The sequence below is a fragment of the Paenibacillus sp. FSL P4-0176 genome (assembly GCF_037975265.1).
Taxonomy (GTDB): domain Bacteria; phylum Bacillota; class Bacilli; order Paenibacillales; family Paenibacillaceae; genus Paenibacillus; species Paenibacillus amylolyticus.
In genome coordinates this window covers 7,127,296-7,149,631 of sequence record NZ_CP150242.1, presented here as the reverse complement: position 1 = coordinate 7,149,631, position 22,336 = coordinate 7,127,296, and the positions used below count along the sequence as shown (strand labels likewise).

Genomic DNA, 22,336 nt, shown 5'->3' with positions numbered 1-22,336 from the left:
TCAGGCCTATAACCGGGCTAACGTTCCGATGTAAACTAGCGTATACTGATGGAATAGCAAATATCTTGAAATTGCATATTTAAATTGCTCTATATTATTGATACACTAGATCAAGGTTATAATCATTCAGAGAAGGTGCGATCCCGTTCAAGAATGGGCTTGCTGCAAATGCCAAATCGATAACGCTTACATCCTTTTGGCAAATATAGGATATAAGGACGGTAGACATGAGCCAGGGACAAACGAGTACAGATGTTATCTTGATTGGTGCCGGAATTATGAGTGCAACTTTGGGAACTTTGCTAAAAGAATTGGCACCAGACTGGAATATTAAGGTTTTCGAAAAGCTAGCCACTGCAGGAGAGGAAAGCTCCAACGAATGGAATAATGCCGGAACCGGGCATGCTGCATTGTGCGAACTTAACTATACCGTTGAACGACCAGACGGAACCGTAGATATTAGCAAAGCGATTAAAGTGAATGAACAATTTCAGATCTCAAAGCAATTTTGGTCCTATCTTGTCAATAGCCGTCTGATTCGTAATCCGCGGGACTTCATCATGCCGATTCCTCATTTGAGTTATGTACATGGAGAGAGCAATGTCCAGTTTTTGAAAAGACGTTATGACTCCTTGTCGAATCACCCGTTGTTCGCAGGCATGGAATTCTCGGATGACAAGAAAGAGCTGGCGAAATGGATGCCGCTGATGATGAAAGATCGTACCAGTAATGAACCTGTTGCAGCGACCAAAATTGACTCCGGTACGGACGTTAACTTTGGTGCTTTAACGCGTATGCTGATCAAACATTTGAAGGAACAACAAGTGGGCGTCCACTACCAACATAGCGTGAAGAATATGAAACGCACCAGTGATGGACAATGGGAATTATCCGTGAAAAACCTGAAGAGTGGTGCAGTTGAACGCCATAAGGCAAAATTTGTCTTCATCGGCGCGGGCGGCGGAAGTCTACATTTGCTCCAGAAGACGGGCATTCCGGAAGGTAAACATATCGGCGGATTCCCGGTCAGTGGGATCTTTATGGTGTGCAAAAATCAAAAAGTCGTGGAACAGCATCACGCCAAAGTATATGGCAAAGCTTCGGTAGGAGCTCCGCCGATGTCGGTTCCGCATCTGGATACTCGATTTATCGACAATAAAAAGTCGCTGTTATTTGGACCGTTTGCGGGATTCTCACCGAAGTTCCTGAAGACGGGTTCCAATGCCGACTTAATCACGTCTGTTAAGATGCATAATCTGCTTACGATGCTCGCAGCAGGTGTCAAAGAAATCTCTTTGACCAAGTACCTGATCCAACAACTGATGTTATCCAAAGAACAACGTATGGCAGAATTGCGTGACTTTGTTCCGGGTGCGAAGAGCGAGGATTGGGATATGGTTCTGGCGGGGCAGCGTGTGCAGGTGATCAAGGATACCGTTCAGGGTGGCAAGGGTACGCTCCAATTTGGTACGGAAGTGGTCACGTCTGCAGATGGAACGATTGCGGCTCTGTTAGGTGCATCACCGGGTGCATCCACTGCCGTTCAGGTCATGCTTGAGATTCTTCAGCGGTGTTTCCCGCAGCATATGGAGGCATGGGAGCCAAAGATCAAGGAAATGATTCCTTCCTACGGCATATCCCTTGTGGAGAACTTGGATCTTCTCAAAGAGGTTCATTCTTCAACAGCCAAGGCACTGGGATTATCGGATGAAAAACATGTCCTGCACGTATAACGTTTAGCTTATTGTGTTAGATCATAATGAAGTCATAGAAAAGAGAGCTAAGCCGGGTCGAAACCCGTGCTTAGCTCTCTTTTGGTTTATTTGGTATGTCAGAACCTGAACTTGAACTTGAACTTGAACTTGAACTTGAACATATCCGCTATCACAGCGCTCCCCGTAGACCTTACACAGAGCAAACGGATATGGATCGAATAATATGCCGCTGTAGAGTTATAGAACGATCTTAATGCTCAGGCTCTCAACTGCGGTCCAAAGGGATGACAAAGGAAACTTTCGTACCTTGGCCCGGCGAGCTGACGATGGTCAAACCTTGTCCGTACATCTGGGTCAACCGGCGATGTGTATTGGTTAATCCAATGCCTCCAGTTCCACCGGGACCTTTCTTGGGCCACGCTAGTGCCCGTTCGATCTGCTCGGGCTGCATCCCCACACCGTCATCCTCGATTTCGATCAGGGTGGACGCTGTTTGGTTGATGATTCGGATATGCACGGTTCCACCCTCCACTTTGCTGAGAATACCATGTCGAACAGCATTCTCAATGAGCGGTTGAATGGTGAGTGGCGGCAAGGATAGATCAAGATCATCGGGAATATCCCAGATGACGTTCAACCGATTCATGAATCGTTCTTTCTCAATGTAGAGATAGGCGCGGGAGAGATCCAACTCATGAGTGACCTCAACCATTTTCTCCGAATTAACAAAATGAAAACTGGTCTGAAGGTACTCGATAAAAGCATCGCCCAGTTTCTGCATTCGCTCCGTGTCCATCTCACTAAGAACCATGATTGAATTGAGCGTATTAAAAAGAAAATGGGGCTGAATCTGTGCTTGTAAGTAAGCAGCCTCCATGCGCAGTCGCTCATCAATGGATTGTTTCAGTACGATCAGAGACCCGATGCGATGCCTTAATTCAACGGCATCCACGGGCTTGGTGACATAGTCCGTAGCACCGGCCATGAATCCGGCGTATACATCCGCTGGCTCGTTACGGGCCGTCAGCAACAGGATGGGAAGCTCGGATACCGAATAACGCTTGCGTACGTTCTCGGTCAGTTCATAACCGGACATATGAGGCATCATGACATCGGCAATCAGTAAGTCCCAAGGCTCCTTATCCAATAATTCAAGTGCCTCAAGCGCCGAGGCCGCGGGTTGAATATGATACGGTTCATTCGCAAGCATGGAGATCAGTACTCGCAGGTTTACAGGATCATCATCGACGGCAAGAATTCTTGCGGCAGTCTTATCTTGAGAGACGGTCTGCTGCTGCGGCTCTGCAATCGCAATTTCATCGAAGCTGTGAGCGTCCCATTGCTGCTCAGTCTGGTCCGATAACGATGCGGTGTCTTCCCGTGGAAGCGAGATCTGGAAGGTCGATCCTTGCCCAGGTACGGATTGCACGGTGAGTTGGCCGCCATGGAGTTCGGTGAGCTGCCTGCTGATATTGAGACCGAGGCCGATTCCTCCGCTTAAACGGGCCTCTGGGGTCCCTTGTTCATACGCCTCGAATATTCGCTGTTGTATCTCCTCACTCATACCAACACCTGTATCTGAAACTTGAATCAAGACGTACTCTCCATGTTCCCGAACGGACACGGTAATTGTACCCTCATCGGTAAATTTGAGTGCATTATGCAACAGGTTGTAGAGCACCTGAACAAGTCTTCTCTCATCGGCTTGAATCAACGGCAGTGATTCTGGAATATCCACCTTCATATGGATGGGCTTCCCCTCTGCCATGAATCGGAACATACCGATCACGCCTGGAATGACAGAGGCAAGAGATAAAGGTTTCTTCTGAAGCGTAATACGTTTTTCTTTCAAACGAATGACATCAAGGAGGTCATCCACCAGTTGGGACATGCGTCGGCCGATGGTAACTAACAGCTTCATGTCTTCTGCCTGTTGCCCACCTGATTTACGACGTTCACGAACCGCGATGCTCTCGGCGATATTGATGATCCCGTGTAGCGGTGTACGCAATTCATGAGCCGTATTCACAAGAAACTGATCCTTCTGGCGATCCTCCTCTTTGAGCTGTTCGTACAACTTCTCGATCTCACTTGAATTGCGGAAGTATTTTCTGAACCAATAGGCGGAGAAGCCAAACATGGCCGCAATCACATCGATCGGATAATACACGTTGGTAATTTCGCTATGTGAGTTCACAATTCCCCATAACACGCTTGATAGGCTGCTAGTAGCCGCAAAGAGCAAAAAGCTTGCGTCCCTTCGTTTCTCGGCTGCCATTCGGAAGAATAGGTACACAGACCAGCCGATGGCAAACAGATAAAGGAAATCAGAGAGCCCAATCTCAAGTACATGATAGATCAGGGTCACTGGTGCGACTAGCAAAAATAAACAGTAAACGCCAAGCACGCTGGCATAGATGCGGAACAGTTTACGCCATTGTAGACTATGGGAGAAACTTTTAGCCATTTGTAAAAGAAAGAATGCGAACAACGGATAGGACAACGCTTTGGCCTTAACGATCCAAGTGAAGTTGAGTGGAATCCAACTTAATAACAGATTGTCATGGTCGGAAGCGACCGTTAGGGCAGCTACCAGTGTTAGCATCGAGAACGTCAGCAGAGCTCGTTCCTTCCGGATAAACAGAAACATGACAAAAGCGTATAGGCTGTGCAAAAGCAGTATAGCGAATGTAATCTTTTGCAAGTCAATGGATAGTCCTCGTTCACTTCCAATGGCTTCTGGAGAACCAAAATAGAGAGAGCGTGTGATCCCTCCGCTATAAGGATCGTCAAAATTGGCTGTCTGCACCAAAAGATTGAGTTCGGTAGAACCGTCAAGCACATAGGAAGTTGTAAATGCAGTCCTTTCTGGTCGATAGGCTTCGGCATGAGTGGCAGGTTGGCCGAATTCGGCAACAATGGTCCCGTTCATCTCGATAATCGATGATGTCTGGATTTTCTGAGCCCAGAGAGAGACTTCCTCCACAGATGGATCTAAAAGTATGCGAAGATGGTATGTCCCATATCCAAACGACGATGAGGATTGTGGTAATGCATCACGCCAGTCACCGGGAACTTGAATCGGTGTGGATGGGTTATCCGCTATTTTCGCGTCACGATTAGAGATTAACGTCTGGGGATAAAACTCCCATTCTCCATCCAGGGATATGGGTGAAGTGTTGGCGAGGTCCCAGCCTCGAAGGTCTAACAAGCCTTCAATGGGTTCAGGATGTGCGGGTATAGTGAAAGTCTCGGACCATATCCAGCGAAAGCCAAGCAAAATAGTCAGGAATAGAATCGACAGCACTACATATCGGGGTATCTTTTTATAGGTTATTGGTTTCATGGCAGACTTTAGTTTTCGACAGTTTACTTCAAATTCCTGCATGCCCTCTGCCAAAGATGAACATTTTTTTGAATACCGGAACATAGATTCTATATTTAAATGATAGCGGTCCCACGTCAGGATTTATGGTAAAATTATAGATTAAAGGGTGATCAGTGAGCCAGAGGAGTTGTGCATATGAGAGTGATTTTGGTAGATGATGAATATCTCGCTCTGAGCAGGTTGAACAAACTGTTGCAAGAGAGAGAGGATTGCGAAGTTATCGGCTCTTTTCTGACGGCACAGGAAGCCATAGATCAGATCGAAATTCATCTGCCGGAAATCGTCTTCATGGACGTTCAAATGCCGGGGATGAACGGGATCGAGGCGACCGAACGTATCCATGAGGTTTCTCCTGGAACAGAAGTTATTTTCACAACCGCATATAACGAACATGCACTGACAGCCTATGGGCTTGAAGTGCTGGACTATATTATGAAGCCTGTAACGCGTGACCGTTTGGAAAAAACGATGAAGATGTATCAACGCCGAACGGTGTCAGCAAGTCTGAATATAACAGAAGGGCCATCCATGTTGATCCGTTGTCTGGGGATGCTCCAAGTCCAAGTGCACCCAAATGAGCCGCCAAAACATATGAAGTTCAGAACAACCAAGATTAGAGAGTTATTCGCCTATTTGCTCCACCATCGGAACAAACCGATTAAGCGGGATACGTTACTTGAACTGTTGTGGCCAGAGTTGGATGAGCGGAGAGGTATATCCAATCTGCACAGTGGGATCCATCGCTTACGCAGCATGATGAACGAATTCATGGGTGAGGACAAGATGGTCATTCGTTATCAACAGTTTGGTTATCTATTGGAAACGGGTGAATTTAGGATTGATGCGGAAGAATGGGAGAGTCGTCTTAACCGATTGCCTCTATTATCTTCGTCTACAATAACTGAACATCGGCAGACCTCAGATCAATATGAAGGCAAATATTATGGTGAGGACGATTACGTATGGGCTGAACTGGAGCGTCAGCGCTTGCATGCACTATGGCGTAATCATGCCATGCAACTTGCACAATATTACATCGAACTGGGACAGAATACGGAAGCACTAACGCTATATTACCGGGTACAGCAATTCGAACCATCATTGGAGGAAGTCGGACTGGCCTTAATGAAGACCTACGATCGATTAGGCAATAAAGATCCTGTGGTCGCTCAATATAATCAGTTGGTTATCGCTTTAGAACAAGAGGCAGGTATACGTCCTGGCCTGGAAGTTGAGTTATGGTACCAACAATGGAAAAATTCGAATAGTTAATTGGAAATATACAGCCTTGCAGCTTCATTTGCAAGGCTGTTTTTTTGTTGTATTTGCTAGTGAAAGGTTTGGTAAGAGTTTGGTAAGAGGCCATGTGTAGAATAAGCAAGATGAGGGTAGATATGATGTTTTGAGTCAGTAAGCAGTCCAAAAAAAATAACATGTTAAGTAGGAGGAACCTATGTACACAGCAAAAATCCGGAAGAAACCATGGCAAAGAATGTCCATGCTGGTTCTTTCCTTTATTCTGGCGATTGGAACGTTGCCCATGAGTTTGGCTCAAGCGGATGCGACTAACCAGACTCCTGTTGGTCCGGGCGGAGTTGGATCCCCTTCACTATGGCTACGACCAGAGCGGGTAAACGGAGTTGCCAGCGGCGAAAAGGTGAGTATCTGGGAAGATCAAGGCAGTAAAATAAACAACGCAACCCAAAGTACGGAAGCTAATCAACCGACCTATTGGGATGATAAAAATCATAATATCAATTTCAATCCGGTATTGGAATATAACGGCACGAGTAGTTTTATGAATCTGGATGTAAGTAAGCTTCCTCAAGGGAAGAGCCCCAGATCGATCATTACCGTTAGTAGAACCGATAGAGCTGAAGGCATCAAGTATATCATTTCCTGGGGAGTACAAACGACCGGTTATACCGGTATAGGGATGCTTCAAAATGGCACAAGAGGTGGCTTGACCACATTTAACAGTACCAGGAGTCAGACATTATACACTCCTGACGGGTTCCTAGGAACCACGTTCCCGAACGAGCAATTTGTTACTTGGACAGGCGGGAATACTGAATCTAACATAGCTAGATTGTACAGTAAAATGAAGATAGTGCAGGAACTAGGTGCAGGTGGATATGGACAAGATGTTCCCAAGTCTTGGGATACCGGCAACTCTGGTGGAGCAGTAGTCGGTAAGCTTATTCCAGCAACTGCAAGTGTTGAACATTGGCAGGGTACGATTGAAGAAATTATCGTATACAATCATGCTCTTACGGACGCAGAACGCCAAAAAGTCAGCACATATTTGGCGATCAAATACGGCTATACGCTTGATCAGACGAAAGCCAACTCATATGTCGATTCAAACATGGCTACGATCTGGGATGCCCAGGAGAACGCAGTCTATACCCATCGGATTACAAGCATCGGTCGAGATGATCAGAGTGGATTGATGCAGAAACAAGCCAAAGCGCAGGAACTGGGATCTACGTTGACGATTGCATTGGGCAACAGTGTTGAGGATACCAATTCTGCAAATAAAAATGAATTCTCAAAGGATTCTTCTTTCTTTACGTTTGGTGACAATGGAGCAAGTACTGAATTCAAAACACCGATTACGAAAGATGAGAAAAAAATGCTTGGGATGGAGCGTATCTACAAGGTACAGAAAGCAAACTGGACTGAATCACAGATTACACTTCAGGTAGACGAAACGGGAGGTAACCCGGCGTTGCCTCAATATGTTGTGATCAGCGATGATGCTAAATTTGGTAATCCAAACTCATTACATTTAATTGAGAATGGCCAATTAACCCTGAATACCTCTAGTTTTGGTCCGAACTCGTACTTTACCATTGCAACTGCTGCTACTCCTTTGACGGTACCGGACGTCACACTGACCGACGATGAGTTGACATGGGAAGCAGTTGCGCATGCAGATAAATATGAAGTAACGATTGAACTGGAAGACGGCACGAAGCGGACGGAGGAAGTAACCGGAACGGCGCTTAACCTGTCGCAATTGGTACCATCGCTAGAAGTTGGCACCTACAAAGTGACAGTAACAGCGAAGACGAACAATCCTGCCTATTCTGATTCAGAAGAGTCGAATTCGAAAAGTTATGTTGTTGCTATTGATAAGTCGAAGTTGAAAGCTAAAGCCGATGAGATTAACGGTAAGATCGAATCAGGCGAACTGGACGAAGAGGAGTACACACCAGAAACATGGCAAACGCTGCAAGAAGCGTTAGGAGTTGCTGAATCCGTGTTCGACGACGAGAATGCAACACCGGAACAAGTAGAAAAGGCTTATCAGGATTTGGTGGATGCCCGGAAGGGGCTTACCAAAAAGCCTGGTACTGGTGTCGACACGTCAGTGCTGAAAAATGAACATGATAGAATAAAGGGTGAAAATCTAACCGAAACGGAATATACGGTAGAGAGCTGGGAAGCACTCAAAGATGCGATGAATGAAGCAGAGCGAGTGTTGAATGAACCGGCAGCGACTCAAGCGCAGGTAGATAAGGCACTTCAGGATCTGACAGATGCAAGAACGGGCCTAATCCCTACAACATCTGTACCCGTTGTAGATAAATCAGTTTTGCAAGCGAAAGTAACTGAAATTACAGGTGAAAGCCTGGAAGAGTCAGCGTACACACCAGCGAGCTGGGAAGCACTCAAAGATGCGATGAATGAAGCAAATCGAGTGCTTAATGATCTGACAGCGAATCAAGCGCAGGTAGACAAGGCACTTCAGGATCTGACTAACGCTAGAACGGGACTTACCAAAGTAATTGGTACAGATGAGTCTACGTTGCAAACACTGGTCCCTTCCGTGGGAAGATTGTCTCCGGCTTTTGATCCGGCGAAAGACACGTACACCATCTCTGTGCCGAATAGCGTATATCAATTCCAGCTCACGCCAACGGCACTTGATCCACTTGCGAAGATTGAAATAGCTGTTGGAGATGGAGAATGGAACGAGGTTTCAAGTGGTACTGTAAGTGAGAATCTACCGCTCCAAGTCGGTGGAAATAAGATCGTTGTTAGAGTAACCGATTCACTTGGAAATGTTACGGCGTATAAAATCAACGTGACTAGAGCATCCAGTGACAATGGTAACAATGGTGGAGGCAACAATGGCGGCGGTGGAAATACGGGAGGTAACGGCGGAAGTACACCAGCACCAGCACCTACACCTGCGCCAGTACCAACGCCAACTCCGGTACCCGTGAAGGATAATTTGGAAACAACTCGGGATGGTAACCATCAACCATTTGCTACATCCAAACCATCTGACAACAAAGAAACATTGGTTCAAGTTGATCCAGCCAAGCTGAATGTTGCCATGTCACAAGGCACAGGCCAGCAGTTCGCCATTCATTCACCGAATGATGGGGATATGAAGGTGAACGGTTTAACCCTGGAAACACTGAAACAATTGGTGGATCAAGGTTCCAAACTAAACATTAGCAATCCGCTGGCAATCTATCCGGTACCTGGTGGTAAAATGGACGTGAATGGTGTGTCCAGAAAGCTTGGTAATGCAGCGTTGAATGATATTGATGTCCATGTTGATATCGCACGTTCCTCGGATGCTTTGATTGACAGCGCTGAGACAAGAGCCGCATCCCAAGGATACGAGCTACTTGTCACACCGGTTGATCTGGATCTGACGTTTACGAAAGATGGACAGACCGTGCGATCCGGCCAGCTGAACGGTTATGCACCGAAGTATATTGCACTTCCGGAAGGTATCGATCCGAACCGGATTACTACAGGCGTAATCATTAATCCGGACGGTAGCATCTTCCATGTACCAACGGTTGTCACTAAGATCAGTAGTCGTTACTACGCACTCATTAATGACTTGCGTAGCAGCGGAAGTTACTCGGTTATCTGGAACCCGCAGGATTTTGAAGATGCCAGATCCCATTGGGGCAAAACCGATGTGAACAACATCGCTGCGAGATTAGATCTTCAAGGTAACGGAGATAACACATTCTCACCGAACCGTCAGGTTACTCGTTCTGAGTTTGCCGAGATTGTTGTGCTTGGACTGGGCTTAATGCGTCAGGATGCACCACAGAATCTATTCCCTGACGTTAACGATTCCGCATGGTTCCGCTCTGCGGTAGCCCTTGCAAATGAATTCGGTATCGTTCGCGGTTACGATAATGGGAACTTCAACGGTAATCAGGAAATCACACGTGAGCAAGGATTTGCTATGGTTGCTCGTGCCTACCGTCTGATTGAGCCGGAAGCGGTAATCAGCCCGGATCAGATGAACTCTGAACTGGAACGTTACAGTGATGCAACGGATGTATCGAATTGGGCCAAAGAAGATGTAGCCCAGTTGATTGCAGCCGGAATCATCCAAGGTAATGGGCCGGAGGTGCTGAGTCCAAAGACCACGATGACTCGTGCCGAGGTTACTGCATTGATTGCAAGAATGTTGAAAGTAACAAACTTGATTGATCAATAAACACAATCTAAAATGAAAAGCCTTTGCTGACATTGGGGGTCGGCAAAGGCTTTTTTCTATTTTTATTAAATTCTTAAATCCATGTCGTAATACTTTCGCCCTGTTGGCAGATCGTGGAATCTGAGATGATGGGTTCACCAGAGGTTCGGGTGACAAACTTTGAACTGCTGGCCTTCAGGCTATTGCGATCCTTCCTTCTACAATCATTGGAGATCATAGGGTCGCAGCTCTCCTGAAGATTTTATTTCAGAGAGGAGGCGTCCAGGCTATCACATTCCTTCCTTCTAACCCTAACCTTCCACGTTATATAGGGATGTGGCTTTCCTGGACTCTTTTATCATGAACAATACAATCTATTTGCGCAGAGCGAACAAACTCATTATCGAATCAAACGAAGGGAAACAACAGTTGCCGAAGACATATCTGGCGACTACCCTCAAAAATATTGAAGCACTCGGATATACCTTCTCGGATGAGCTAATGCAGGCGATGCGGCAGCTGTCCAAGGAACAATTTGAAGCAACATATATTCAACTCGTGGCTGATCTAAGAGTCATGGTCGGCGCACATGTGAAGTACACACCGATGTATGCAGGATTCCCGATGCAGGTGATGCAAGCGGATGAGGCCGAGTTATATCTCAATGCGATTATTCATTATCTGACCAACCTGACTGTGGTCTATCCGGATCAACAATCTGTGGAGCGAATGCCTTTGCTGGAGAAGACGGACTTGAAAGTCATTGGTTTGGGAAACCAGCAAGCATTCCAGACACTCATCCGTCAGATCATTGAAGCAAAAGGTTCCATCTCGGAAACAGACAAGGCGGATATCGACACGGTATTGGAGCATGCAGACCCGGAAGACGTGGATGCGCTATTACCCGCTGAGATTCCGTTCAAAGAAAATGTGGGCTTTGTGATTGCCTCGCTGTTGAAGCATGAAAAAGCAAACATCGACCGGATCGGTCCGTATTTCAAAACGGCAAGTGATGTCCTCCGTCTGGCTGTTGCCTGGTCCGATGGTGATGTCAGCCTCGCTGCGGCTTCTCCCTTCCGGAAATTCAAACGCCGCGAGAGACGCCTTTTGCTCGGATTATTGGAGCAATGTGGCTCCATCACGGAGGATATGCTCCGCTATAAAGATCGCTGGATTCGCCTTGGCGAAATTCTGCATCCTTCGGAATATAAGCTTCGGTATCCGCGATGCGAAGAAGCCTTTGATATTTTGCGTAATAATAAGCCTTACTCGACCTTCAACGGAAGTGTGGAGCTTGCCTTCCAATATCGGAATGTCTGGAGTCTGATTGATCTGTTGTCACAGCGTCCAGGTGAATTTGCGAGAAGATTGGATCACTTGCTGCGGATGACCGAAGATGAAGCGTATGTACTGCTGGCATTTGGTGAGGTACTGGAGCAAGTATCTACCCCGGTGTTATTGCAGGTAAGACAGCATTTTGCCCACCGTAATGAACCGCAGGATCTGCGTGTCTTCTTCCCGAAAGGAAATGTAGCCAAAGCTTTTGCTGTTCCGAATGAGCTGCCAGAGATCGATGAAGTGACGTGTCAGGATGTCGTACATTTGTGCGAGCAGGCACTGGTAGAACGATTCGCTAACCTTTCCCCGCTTGGGAAGACCTATGTCGATCCACAGCTTCATGATTATCTGGTACCCTTTTCCCAGAGATCGGCGAGCAAGGCTCTGCATACCATCGTTCGTGGAAGTCGTGTGCCGATGGCAGAGGGTGATACCATTCGTTTCTTCAACTGGTGGAAAGAGGGGGACGTGGATGGAAAGTCTACAGGGCGCGTGGACATTGACTTGTCTGCGGTGATGTACGATAAGGACTGGAACTATGTGGAGCATATTTCCTATACGAATCTGCGATCTTCTAACTATAAGGCTGTCCATAGCGGAGATGTCGTGACTGCACCTAACGGAGCAAGTGAGTTCATTGATCTGCATATTCCATCCATCGTGGCTTATGGTGGACGATATGTGGTGGCAACCCTGCTTTCGTTCACCAGTCATCCGTATTGTGATCTGCCGGAATGTTTTGTAGGGTGGATGATGAGGAAGAAGCCGGGGTCTGGCGAGATTTTCGAACCGTCTACCGTAGCGAACAAAATCGATATTACCGCGGATACGCAGATTGCGATCCCTGTCATTATGGATCTGGTCGAACGCACCGTCATCTGGACAGACCTGGCGCTGACCAGATATCCGGAATACTACAATAACGTAGAGGGGAATCAGAAAGGTATCGTGCTGATGGGTAAAGCACTAACGAATTTACGCAAACCCGATCTGCACGACTTGTTCATGCTCCACGCCAAAGCTAGAGGAGAACTGGTGGATACAATAGATCAAGCGGATACAATCTATTCGGTGGATCAAGGTATTACACCCTATGATATCGAGCAGATTATGGCGGAGTATCTGGTTTGACCTGTTTGACCTGACTACTGGCGATATGTGAATATCAAAGTTAGAAAAGAGTAGCTGATGCTGCTCTTTTTTTCTGGTTTAAATGCAAAGAGCCTACAGAATGGTGCAGGTAATGTCGGATGCAAAGAGAATGACTTTGCTAAGCTTAAATTAACGTGGGAGGGATGATATGGATACGCTGAGGCGGTTAAATGAAGCCTTGAATTATATTGAGGAGCATCTGATGGATGTCGTGGACATGAAGGAGATTTCCCGGATTGCCTGCTGCTCGGAGTATCATTTTACACGCATGTTCTCTTTTCTTAGTGGTGTAACACTCTCGGAATATATTCGACGCCGCCGCTTGACACTTGCAGCCATGGAGTTAAGCCACAGTGACAGCAAAATCATTGATATTGCGCTGAAGTACGGGTATGCATCGCCGGATTCTTTCACTAGGGCATTTCAAAGCATGCATGGCACTACGCCCTCCGAAGCGCGAAACCATGGCCCATCCCTTAAAGCCTTCCCACGGATGACATTTCAACTGACCATTCAAGGAGGAAGCGAAATGAACTACCGTATTGAAGATAAAGAGGCGTTTCGAATCGTGGGTATTCGTAAAAGGGTGCCAATCGTATTCAACGGGGTTAATCCGGAGAACGCTGCGATGTACCAGAGTCTTACACCGGAATTGATCGACACGATTAAGGGGGCATCGAACGTCCAGCCTCTGGGCTTAATTAGTGCTTCGGCCCATTTCAGTGAGGGGCGGATGGCAGAACAGGGAGAACTGGATCATTACATTGGTGCAGCTACGACAAAAGAGACGCCTAAAGGACTGGAACACCTGGAGGTTCCTGCTTCGACGTGGGCTGTATTTACCGTGGTGGGTCCGTTTCCTGGTACGCTTCAGGAGGTGTGGGGCCGGATCTACGCGGAATGGTTTCCTTCATCGGACTATGAGCTGAGTGAGGGCCCGGAAATGTTATGGAATGAGCACAAGGATGTTACTGTAGAGCAATATAGAAGTGAGATATGGATACCTATTCGGAAGAGATGATACTGTCTCTAGCTTGGTATCTGCGGGCGCAGCTTTTTGAAGCTGCGTTTTTTGTTTTCAGAATTTGCTATCGGATATTCGAGCCGTTTTCATTGCAAATATATGTAATATAATGGTATTATTCTATTGGAATTGTAAGAATACTTGTATTTAGAAGAGTGATTTAAGAAGGGGGTGGCGAGATCAGGTTTACATGAAGTGATGACTCTATTCTATACGCACGCAGACATAACATTCCATTGATTATGGACAGGCTCACATAGCAGACATATCGATATGAGACGGAAGTGTCAGTTATTATACATTATAATGTAAGCGCTTTATTAAATGAGTTCCAAGGAGGGAATTACTCATGACCAAAAGTATAGTGAGAAAGGCGCTTGGTTTGTTTTTAATCATCGTTATGATCGCAACAGCTGTTGTATACCCTGCATCTACCGGACACGCGGCAACCATTAATGTTACGGATAACGGCTCCAGAATTGAAGTAAACACCGGATCAGGATTAGTCTATGTGGTGAACAAAACCAATGGGGATATTATCTCGGCCAAAATGAACGGTACGGAGCTGAACAGCAACAGAGGGTCACATATCGGCTCAGGTTTGGGCTCCTCCGCCAATGTGACTTGGAATACTTCTCCTTCAGGATCAACCGTGTTAATCACGGTATCCACAAGCACACTAACTCACTATTATGCTTCACGTGGTGGGGAGAACATCATATACATGGCCACGCATATCACAGCTCAACCTTCGATCGGGGAGCTGCGGTACATTTTCCGCGGTAATGGTAGTGTGTTGACAGGTGTTCCGGCGAATTCCAATAATCGAGGTAACACAGGAGCAATCGAGAGTCAGGATGTATTTGGTTTCGCAAACGGTCAGAGTGCCTCCAAATATTATGGTAATGATCAGGCCAAAGATTTATCCGTTCGTGGAGTTACGGGGAATGGCGTCGGTGTATTTATGGCCTACGGCAATCGGGAAAAAAGCTCTGGTGGTCCATTCTTCCGCGACATCCAGTTCCAAAGTGGAACCGAGACGGAAGTATATAACTATATGAACTCGGGACATGCACAGACGGAGAATTGGCGCCTGGGTCTGCATGGGCCGTACGCTTTGATCTTCACAACGGGAGGTACGCCAAGTGTGCCCGACTTCAGCTGGATGTCTGGTCTGAATCTGCAGGGTTGGGTATCCAGTCGGGGGAACGTTGTGCTTAATGGTCTCTCCGGGATGGATACGGGTTATGCATACACAATTGGGTTCGCTAATAGCAACGCCCAGTATTGGGTGGGGACGTCTTCAAGTGGGGCGGCAGCCAAATACAGCATGATCCCGGGCACATACACTATGACAGCCTATAAGGGAGAACTGGCCGTATATACGGAAACGGTTAATGTCACGGCAGGACAAACGACGACACTGAATACACGTACGATCAACAATGACCCAAGTAAAGCCTCTAACATCTGGCGAATCGGTAACTGGGATGGTACACCACGGGAGCTCCTGAATGGACAGACGATTCCGATCCGTCACCCTTCCGATAGTCGCAACCCAAGCTGGGGACCTGTCACCTATGCCACCGGTAGCGCGACCAATCGATTCCCGGCAATCCAGTTCCGTGGTCAGAATTCTCCAACCACAATAACGTTTAACTTGAATGCATCTCAAGCGGCATCTTCTCATACGCTCAACATCGGTATTACCGCAGCTTACAATAATGGCAGACCGAGTGTAACGGTTAATGGACATGCGTTAACCAATCCTGCTGCATCTTCACAGCCCAATTCTCGTAGCTTCACCATTGGTACGTATCGTGGGAACAACACAACCTTTAGCTGGAATGTTCCAGCATCCTACTTCGTGAATGGATCCAATACTATCACGATTACGCCGATCAGCGGTTCTAGTGACTTGGGTAACTGGTTAAGTGCAGGCTGGGTCTACGATTGTGTTGAATTGCTGAATTGAATGAAGAATGCAATATAGTGGAAGGAATATAGGAGGTAGCCTGCCTGGTTTTCTTAACCAGGTTCAGGTTACCTCTTTTAGCTTTGTCATCCGAAATGAAAAGATATCGCTTCGTGATATCCCTAAGGATCTTGCTTTGCTGGAGATGGTGATCCGGATAGTGGTATAATTTTCAATACGTAATCATGAGTGAATGAACGGGGAGGAAAAGAGAATGAGAGACGATCTGTTGGTTCAATTGCAAGAGTGGCATGAAGAAGATGAATTTCAGGAAATTGTAGATGCAATTCAAGCCATTCCTGTGGAAGAAAGAGATTATGAGCTGGTTAACCATTTGGGACGAGCGCTGAATAACTTGGAACAGTATGAAGAAGCGGTTGAACAATTCCTGACGGTTGCTAAAGAGGGCACAGGTGACCCACTCTGGCATTATCGGATTGGACTGGCTTATTATTATCTGGAGCAATATGCGCATGCACTGCAGGCGTTTGAAAGAGCGGATGAATTGGACCCTGAGGATGAAGATACGCTGGAGTTTCTGGGATGGATTCGAAGCAAAATGGAGGAGCCGTCCGAATCTGAACCTGAAGTTGAAACGGATCCAGAGGCTGTTGGAGAATTCCATGTACCCGTTGACGTTGTAGCAACCTTTGAAGCGATTCCCAGACCGGAATCCGGCGAATTCTGGAACGATAGTGAGCAGGCACTGGAGCACTATGTGTCCAATCCGCCAAGTGATGGCCTCATTGATTCTGTTGAGGAGCAATTGGTGTTCCGACTGCCGGCTTCCTACATTGAGATGATGAAGCTACATAACGGCGGTATTCCGTACAATCGTTATTTCCCTGTGGCGAACACAGATACGGGAGCTACGGATTATGTTGAAATTGAAGGTATACTGGGCATTGGCCGTGAGAAGCCTCGCACACTAGCGGGTATTCAAGGTAGCTGGAATTTGATTGAACGTGAAGGGTATCCGGAGATTGGTGTGGTCATCGCGGTATCTCCTTCGGAGTCGGGGGTTGTCATGCTCGATTATCGTTCATTCGGTAATGATGGAGAACCTGAGGTCGTTTATGTGAAGAGGGAGAATCCCAAAGAGATCATTCCGCTGGCACCGAACTTTGAGACGTTTATCCAAGGGCTGATGACTCCAGAAGTCTAGTATGAATAATATCATTGTGTTGAAGCGCCTCTATACTAGTGCTAACTAGACAATGTAGAGTATGGTAAAAACAATACAAGCCGCGAGGGAGATACATTCCCTTGCGGCTTGCTTCATTCTATCGGAATCTTTCCGGTTTACGCCGGATATCCGCCACCTGGAGGCGGCCATGCGCCGTAGAAGCGACGTAGCAGAACAATCTCCCCTAGATGGTACGAGTTATGGGAGGCGATATTGCGCAGAAGTCCTGCTTTAGTTTCACCCGGGAAATAGAGCAGTGGATCATCTAATTGTGCAGTTTCTGCAATGGCTACGGCTTGATCAACTCCATCCAAGAATGCCTGAATATCTGCCTTCCACGTCGCTTCGTCCTGTGGACCCTTCTCTTCAGGCCAGCTTTCACTCACGTTAGCAGGGAGCTGTGGCTTGCGTCCTTCCAAGTGTTCGAGCATGAATTGCTGCCAATAATGCATATGCTTCACCAACTGATAGATCGTATATGGCATGGCATCGTGCGTACGAGCAGCAAGTGTGACATCGATATCGGGTAGAGCACGGGCGATGCGGATATGACCGCGTTCCCCCACTAATGATTTGACAAGGGCTTGCCCAAAGCTTTGATTAACATCTGACATATGGAACCTTCCTCTCTTCCAAGACCGGATCTGATAACCTGTCTTCTATTTAGTATTATACAATTAAATTGCTAAAAATTAAAAATGGATAACGAAGAACGCTAAATACTTAAAATGCCTATGATATAATAGTGAAAATAAATCTCAAGACCTCAGGGTCGAGGAGGAAGCTCCTGTGAAAGTGATATTGGTTGACGACGAACGTCTAGCGTTGATAGGCCTTCAAAAATCACTAGAAAAAGAAGTAAGCGGCATTGAAATTATCGCTACATATATGAATCCAACAGAGGCTGTGGCGGGTATTGTGGAGCACCGTCCTGATGTTGTATTTCTGGATATTCATATGCCGGAGATGGATGGTATGGATCTGGGAAGACAGATTCAGGCGGCAACACCGGGCACCGAAATTATATTTGTGACCAGTTACGATCAATATGCGGTGCATGCTTTCGAATTACAGGCTTTGGACTATGTGATGAAGCCCATCCAAAAGGATCGATTGAAGCAGACGGTGAGCCGCGTAAGAGAGAAACTGAGCGTAAAACGCGAGCAACGGTCAAAGGATACAAACATACCTTTAATTTGCTGTTTTAATCAGATTCAGTTTAAGCTTCCAGGCAAGGATGTTCAGGTGGCCAAATGGCGTACAAGCAAGGCGCAGGAGCTGTTTGCATACTTGCTTCACCACCGGAACCAGGTCATCCATCGCAGTGTTCTGCTGGAGCTTCTGTGGCCGGGAATGGAAGAGGAGAAGACGACACATCAACTCTACACTGCAATGTATCATGTCCGCCAAACCCTGAAAACTTGCAATATGGATATGATCACGATTCAGAGCGGGCACCTGGAGGCAGGTTATCGACTCGAATTGGGTGAGGCTCAGTTGGATAGTGAGCAGTGGGAACGGGAAATCAGGCAATGGAAAGTCATAGACGCAAGTACCGTTCATGCCTATGAGCAAGCGCTTCATCTATATAAGGGTACCTATCTTGGCAATTATGAATACATGTGGGCTGAACCTGAGCGGGAAAGATTACGCTATCTGTGGCTGTATCATATGAGACAACTAAGTCTGTATTACCAGCAGCATGGGCTGGCGGAGAAAGTGGTCGAGAGTACACAACGTATCCAGCATATGCTTCCGGATGAAGAAGAAAGTTATTTTATGCTAATGAAGTTATATGATGAAATGCACAACGATCTCGGTGTGGAGGAGCAGTATCGTCTCTTAACCACCAGAATGGAGCAAGATTTGGAGATACCGATCAGTGAGGACATTACCGAATGGTATCAGGACTGGAAGCTCGGTTTAACCAAAGTCATGAAAAAATAATTAATGAAATTACTTCAAACGAAACGTATGGACCGTTACAAATATTTGATCATCATGCTAATCATTTTTGGAGTGTTAATTGGCATGCGCTCGGTATGGTCTGAGCTATTCCACACAGTAGATGAGCATCGCGCCGTTAACGGGGTGCTTGATTTGAGAGATGTGGATCTGGATCAGTCCCCTGTCATGTACTTGAATGGGGAATGGGAACTTTACCCGGATGAGTTGCTGACCCAACAAGATATTGCGAAGAGGAATGGCGGTGCGAAGAGTGTTCAGGTCCCAGGAGACTGGGGGAGTGGACAGAGTCAGGAACAAGAGGGTTCGCACGGTTACGGAACATATCGCTTGCGTATTTTGACAGATCCACTTCAGACGCCTGTTACCTTTTGGTTCAAGGGGATTCGAAGTTCCTCCGAGATCGAGATGAATGGAGACGCGGACGGGGGCATGGGTGAGATCTCCGTGGATAGCAGTACATATATACCCCGAAGTACTTCGTATACAGCGACCTATGATCAGGAAGGAACAACCTCCATTGAACTATTGGTTCGTGTAGCCAATTACGATAGCCCGTATATGGGCGGAATTAGCAAACCTGTTCGCTTTGGTTCACAGGCAGCCGTTGATTTTTCGCGTTGGTATTCTATTGGTTTTCAGATGCTCACCTTTCTGGTTTTGCTCCTCCACGGCATGTATGCCTGTATTCTTTACGCATTTAATCGACAGGAACGTTCCTTGCTGGTTGGAGCCGTATTAACTTTATCTGTTGGCATCACGGTTACGATGGGTCATGACAATATATTGATGTTATGGCTTCCTATTAATTATACTTGGGGCATTAAAATTCGATTGATCTCTTTGTTACTGCAAAATGCTTGTATCCTTCTGTTATTCCAGAGATTAACGGTGGTTCATGTACGAAAGGCATGGCTACAGTGGCATGTTGTCATGACCTTGATCTATACGGCCGTGATTGTGGTGGTGCCCATTCATATTACATATGCCATGATCCATTACAACGTCATTAACCTATTCTTTCTTGTATCCATGATCTGGTTTCTATACATCGTCGGAACGATGATCTTCAGGAAACAGGCGGACCGGGATATTGTTTTTCTGCTGCTTACTGCAGGAGGCATTATATCCAACCTGATATGGAGTGTGGTCGAGACAGCCAAAGATGTGACAACAGTCTATTATCCCATTGACATTATCTTTGCGATTACCGGCTTCTCCGCCTATTGGTTCAAGAAATACTTCAGGAATGTCAGGGAGAATATGAAGCTGAATACAGAACTGCAGAAGGGTGACAAAATTAAAGATCAGTTCTTGGCGAATACATCACATGAACTGCGGACCCCGCTGCACGGGATTATTAACATCGCTCACAACGTGATCACCCGAGAGAAAAACCGGTTGGATGAACGGAGCCTAGAGGATATGGAATTGCTGATTACGATCGGTCGACGGATGTCACATCTCCTTGGTGATCTACTGGATGTAGTCCGGCTGAAGGAGCACCGCATTGAGTTACGTCAGGGGCCTCTTTCCATACAGTCGGTTGTGCCCGGCGTAATCGCCATGCTGCAGTTCATGGCAGAACGAAAACCAGTCCGCCTTCATATGGAGATTCCGGAATCGTTCCCTCAGGTCATGGCTGATGAAGAAAGGCTCGTTCAGATTTTGTATAATCTACTGCATAACGCGCTTAAACATACAGAGGAAGGAACGATATCCGTAAGTGCCGAAATTCGTGAAGGACATGCTCTGATTCATGTGACGGATACAGGCATTGGCATGGATGAGGATACACGGATGCGTATTTTCCTCCCGTATGAACAAGGATCGTATGGAATCAGTGATGGACAAGGCATCGGGCTTGGACTGAACATCTGCAAAGAGCTCGTAGAACTGCACGGCGGGGCACTTACGGTTCGCTCGGAACTCGGAAAGGGCTCGGTATTCAGCTTCGATCTACCACTCGCGGATGAAGCCGCCGATCAGGCTCAGTCACAACTTCCCCTGATATGGGAACAGGCCGCCGAGATGATGGAAGATGCACCTAGCGGATTCCTGTTACCCCGCCAAGGTATGGGGGACGCGGAAGCCTTGGCGACGGCAGAGATGGCTCCATTGTTAAAAGAGGGGAGAGCCACCATTCTGGCTGTGGATGATGATCCGGTGAATCTGGATGTGTTGGTCAGCATTCTTTCGACGGAACCATATGATATAACTACAGCAGGTTCGGGTCAGGAAGCGATGGAATTGCTCGGGACACGTCAGTGGGATCTGCTCATTACAGATGTGATGATGCCCAATATGTCCGGATATGAGTTAACCCAGAAGGTGAGGGAACAATTCTCGATGTCGGAGCTTCCTGTGCTGCTGTTGACGGCACGAAGTCAGCCGCCAGATATCTACACGGGGTTTGCATCGGGGGCCAATGATTATGTCACGAAGCCTGTAGATGCGGTGGAACTGAAATATCGGATACGTGCATTGACCATGCTAAATCAGTCTATCCAAGAGCGCCTGCGCATGGAGGCCGCTTATTTACAGGCTCAGATTCAGCCTCACTTCCTGTTTAATACACTGAATTCACTTATGGTTTTAAGTGATATTGATACAGAGCATATGCGGAAGCTTGGTGAAGCTTTTTCATCCTATTTACGGATCAGCTTCAACTATCTCAATACAGGGGAACTGGTGAAATTATCATACGAGCTGGAACTCGTTGAAGCCTATCTTTTTATTGAAAAAACACGATTTGAAGATCGATTGTCGGTGGTATTAAACGTAGAGCCGGACCTTCCGTTGCTTCTCCCGCCGCTATCCATTCAGCCTTTGATTGAAAATGCCGTCAGACACGGACTATTAAGCCGCAATGTAGGCGGTACGTTATGCCTATCCATTACTCGTCATGAGGGTTATACCCGTATTGAGGTGAAGGATAATGGCAAAGGCATCGAACCGGAGAAGGTTGCAGAACTGCTACATGCTACGCCAGGTGGAAAAGGCGGAATAGGCATTGTGAATACAAACCGCAGATTGCTGCAACGGTATGGTCAGGGATTATCGATCGTAAGTGAGCCGGGTGAGGGCACGATGGTATCATTTGATATTCCGGATAAGATATAAGGAAAA

11 protein-coding genes are annotated in these 22,336 nt (G+C 46.8%); 9 read left to right on the top strand and 2 right to left on the bottom strand.

The annotated features are described in order from the left end of the window. Window positions 1–227: 227 nt before the first annotated feature. Window positions 228–1,733 carry a malate:quinone oxidoreductase gene (locus MKY95_RS32550; protein ID WP_076252082.1) on the top strand — a complete coding sequence of 502 codons (1,506 nt, stop codon included), beginning with the start codon at window positions 228–230 and terminating at the stop codon, window positions 1,731–1,733. A 247-nt stretch (window positions 1,734–1,980) separates the two neighbouring features. Here the strand turns inward: MKY95_RS32550 and MKY95_RS32545 are convergent, their stop codons facing one another. Beyond that, a complete protein-coding gene (locus tag MKY95_RS32545; RefSeq protein ID WP_339196177.1) occupies window positions 1,981–5,061 on the bottom strand; it encodes an ATP-binding protein in 3,081 nt (1,026 codons plus the stop codon). 177 nt (window positions 5,062–5,238) lie between these two features. Between MKY95_RS32545 and MKY95_RS32540 the strand changes: the two genes are divergently transcribed. From MKY95_RS32540 to MKY95_RS32515, 6 genes are all read left to right on the top strand, one after another. Further along, window positions 5,239–6,375: a response regulator gene (locus tag MKY95_RS32540; protein WP_339196175.1), complete on the top strand. Its 1,137-nt coding sequence runs from the start codon at window positions 5,239–5,241 to the stop codon at window positions 6,373–6,375. A 181-nt stretch (window positions 6,376–6,556) separates the two neighbouring features. Then, on the top strand, window positions 6,557–10,588 hold the full coding sequence (locus MKY95_RS32535; protein ID WP_339196173.1) for an S-layer homology domain-containing protein: 4,032 nt from the start codon (window positions 6,557–6,559) through the stop codon (window positions 10,586–10,588). A 339-nt stretch (window positions 10,589–10,927) separates the two neighbouring features. Continuing rightward, on the top strand, window positions 10,928–13,036 hold the full coding sequence (locus tag MKY95_RS32530) for a TerD family protein (protein WP_339196171.1): 2,109 nt from the start codon (window positions 10,928–10,930) through the stop codon (window positions 13,034–13,036). Between the two features lie 169 nt (window positions 13,037–13,205). Next, on the top strand, window positions 13,206–14,078 hold the full coding sequence (locus MKY95_RS32525; RefSeq protein ID WP_339196169.1) for an AraC family transcriptional regulator: 873 nt from the start codon (window positions 13,206–13,208) through the stop codon (window positions 14,076–14,078). A gap of 352 nt (window positions 14,079–14,430) precedes the next feature. Further along, a complete protein-coding gene (locus MKY95_RS32520; protein WP_036611768.1) occupies window positions 14,431–16,056 on the top strand; it encodes a rhamnogalacturonan lyase B N-terminal domain-containing protein in 1,626 nt (541 codons plus the stop codon). Between the two features lie 214 nt (window positions 16,057–16,270). Beyond that, window positions 16,271–17,221 carry an SMI1/KNR4 family protein gene (locus tag MKY95_RS32515; protein ID WP_100526683.1) on the top strand — a complete coding sequence of 317 codons (951 nt, stop codon included), beginning with the start codon at window positions 16,271–16,273 and terminating at the stop codon, window positions 17,219–17,221. Window positions 17,222–17,358: 137 nt separating this feature from the next. On the opposite strand, the gene MKY95_RS32510 is transcribed toward MKY95_RS32515, so the two are convergent. Further along, the gene (locus MKY95_RS32510; protein WP_036671799.1) at window positions 17,359–17,856 is read right to left on the bottom strand and encodes a DinB family protein; all 498 of its coding nucleotides are present in this window, start codon (window positions 17,854–17,856) and stop codon (window positions 17,359–17,361) included. Between the two features lie 175 nt (window positions 17,857–18,031). Between MKY95_RS32510 and MKY95_RS32505 the strand changes: the two genes are divergently transcribed. Further along, entirely contained in the window at window positions 18,032–19,189 is a 1,158-nt protein-coding gene (locus MKY95_RS32505) for a response regulator (protein ID WP_339196166.1), read from the top strand. Between the two features lie 3 nt (window positions 19,190–19,192). Continuing rightward, window positions 19,193–22,330, top strand: a complete 3,138-nt coding sequence (locus tag MKY95_RS32500; RefSeq protein WP_036671797.1) for an ATP-binding protein — start codon at window positions 19,193–19,195, stop codon at window positions 22,328–22,330. Window positions 22,331–22,336: the final 6 nt, after the last annotated feature.

Bases quoted from the DNA above. Each gene is read 5' to 3' on its own strand.
- MKY95_RS32510 (WP_036671799.1), bottom strand. From the start codon at position 17,856: ATGTCAGATGTTAATCAAAGCTTTGGGCAAGCCCTTGTCAAATCATTA.
- MKY95_RS32520 (WP_036611768.1), top strand. From the start codon at position 14,431: ATGACCAAAAGTATAGTGAGAAAGGCGCTTGGTTTGTTTTTAATCATC.
- MKY95_RS32515 (WP_100526683.1), top strand. From the start codon at position 16,271: ATGAGAGACGATCTGTTGGTTCAATTGCAAGAGTGGCATGAAGAAGAT.
- MKY95_RS32500 (WP_036671797.1), top strand. From the start codon at position 19,193: ATGAAATTACTTCAAACGAAACGTATGGACCGTTACAAATATTTGATC.
- MKY95_RS32525 (WP_339196169.1), top strand. From the start codon at position 13,206: ATGGATACGCTGAGGCGGTTAAATGAAGCCTTGAATTATATTGAGGAG.
- MKY95_RS32545 (WP_339196177.1), bottom strand. From the start codon at position 5,061: ATGAAACCAATAACCTATAAAAAGATACCCCGATATGTAGTGCTGTCG.
- MKY95_RS32550 (WP_076252082.1), top strand. From the start codon at position 228: ATGAGCCAGGGACAAACGAGTACAGATGTTATCTTGATTGGTGCCGGA.
- MKY95_RS32540 (WP_339196175.1), top strand. From the start codon at position 5,239: ATGAGAGTGATTTTGGTAGATGATGAATATCTCGCTCTGAGCAGGTTG.
- MKY95_RS32535 (WP_339196173.1), top strand. From the start codon at position 6,557: ATGTACACAGCAAAAATCCGGAAGAAACCATGGCAAAGAATGTCCATG.
- MKY95_RS32530 (WP_339196171.1), top strand. From the start codon at position 10,928: ATGAACAATACAATCTATTTGCGCAGAGCGAACAAACTCATTATCGAA.